We start from the raw sequence: 1,268 nt of genomic DNA on the forward strand, positions 1-1,268 counted from the left end.
AGATTTCCCATAGCGCAAGCTAGTAAGATCCCTGAAAGATGATCAGGTTGATAGGTCAGAGGTGGAAGCGTGGCGACATGTGGAGCTGACTGATACTAATAGATCGAGGACTTAACCACGCTTTAAAAAATGAAATACCTTCTTATTATCTAGTTTTGAAGGAATGAAAATTTCTTCAAAAAAATGAATATAGTCTGGCAATGATGGCGAAGAGGTCACACCCGTTCCCATTCCGAACACGGAAGTTAAGTTCTTCAGCGCCGATGGTAGTTGGGGGTTTCCCCCTGTGAGAGTAGGACGTTGCCAGGCTATTCATTTAAAATCTTTAAATGAGTATTAGGAAACATTATATTATTCCGCAGTAGCTCAGTGGTAGAGCATTCGGCTGTTAACCGAACGGTCGTAGGTTCGAGTCCTACCTGCGGAGCCATATGCTTCCATAGCTCAGTAGGTAGAGCACTTCCATGGTAAGGAAGAGGTCAGCGGTTCGAATCCGCTTGGGAGCTTCCCAATCTATCTATTATCATAAAAATATCGGCCCGTTGGTCAAGCGGTTAAGACACCGCCCTTTCACGGCGGTAACACGGGTTCGAATCCCGTACGGGTCACCATTATATACTTATTAGTCCGGAGGATTAGCTCAGCTGGGAGAGCATCTGCCTTACAAGCAGAGGGTCGGCGGTTCGATCCCGTCATCCTCCACCATTTTATTTTAAAAATATTTGCCGGTGTAGCTCAACTGGTAGAGCAACTGACTTGTAATCAGTAGGTTGGGGGTTCAAGTCCTCTTGCCGGCACCATTTACAACCATATATTGCGGAGGGGTAGCGAAGTGGCTAAACGCGGCGGACTGTAAATCCGCTCCTTCGGGTTCGGCAGTTCGAATCTGCCCCCCTCCACCATTTTAATAAAAACCTGTGGATCAGTTATATATTCTCTGTAAAAGGGAAATATATGATTACCACCTTTTTATTTTGTTGAATATTAATTATACATATTATATATTGGGCTATAGCCAAGCGGTAAGGCAACGGATTTTGATTCCGTCATGCGAAGGTTCGATCCCTTCTAGCCCAGCCATTTGCGGAAGTAGTTCAGTGGTAGAATACAACCTTGCCAAGGTTGGGGTCGCGGGTTCGAATCCCGTCTTCCGCTTACTATATATTTATTCCTTTAGGGGCCTTAGCTCAGCTGGGAGAGCGCCTGCCTTGCACGCAGGAGGTCAGCGGTTCGATCCCGCTAGGCTCCACCATCTAACTACATACACT

9 tRNA genes and 2 rRNA genes are annotated in these 1,268 nt (G+C 46.2%); all 11 read left to right on the forward strand.

Features of this window, described 5'->3' with window-relative positions:
- A 23S ribosomal RNA gene (locus tag AC1DUW_RS29415) occupies window positions 1-119 on the forward strand; the annotation flags it as partial.
- Between the two features lie 74 nt (window positions 120-193).
- Window positions 194-309 (forward strand): 5S ribosomal RNA (rrf, locus tag AC1DUW_RS29420).
- 46 nt (window positions 310-355) lie between these two features.
- Window positions 356-430: transfer RNA gene (locus AC1DUW_RS29425), tRNA-Asn, on the forward strand.
- A gap of 3 nt (window positions 431-433) precedes the next feature.
- Window positions 434-506 (forward strand) — tRNA-Thr (locus tag AC1DUW_RS29430).
- A 30-nt stretch (window positions 507-536) separates the two neighbouring features.
- Window positions 537-611: transfer RNA gene (locus AC1DUW_RS29435), tRNA-Glu, on the forward strand.
- Between the two features lie 18 nt (window positions 612-629).
- Window positions 630-705 (forward strand) — tRNA-Val (locus AC1DUW_RS29440).
- 19 nt (window positions 706-724) lie between these two features.
- Window positions 725-800 (forward strand) — tRNA-Thr (locus AC1DUW_RS29445).
- A gap of 18 nt (window positions 801-818) precedes the next feature.
- A tRNA-Tyr gene (locus AC1DUW_RS29450) sits at window positions 819-902 on the forward strand.
- 103 nt (window positions 903-1,005) lie between these two features.
- Window positions 1,006-1,080: transfer RNA gene (locus AC1DUW_RS29455), tRNA-Gln, on the forward strand.
- A gap of 3 nt (window positions 1,081-1,083) precedes the next feature.
- A tRNA-Gly gene (locus tag AC1DUW_RS29460) sits at window positions 1,084-1,155 on the forward strand.
- Between the two features lie 21 nt (window positions 1,156-1,176).
- Window positions 1,177-1,252 (forward strand) — tRNA-Ala (locus AC1DUW_RS29465).
- Window positions 1,253-1,268 lie beyond the last annotated feature (16 nt).

The sequence above is a fragment of the Peribacillus sp. P4_C12 genome (assembly GCF_056402095.1).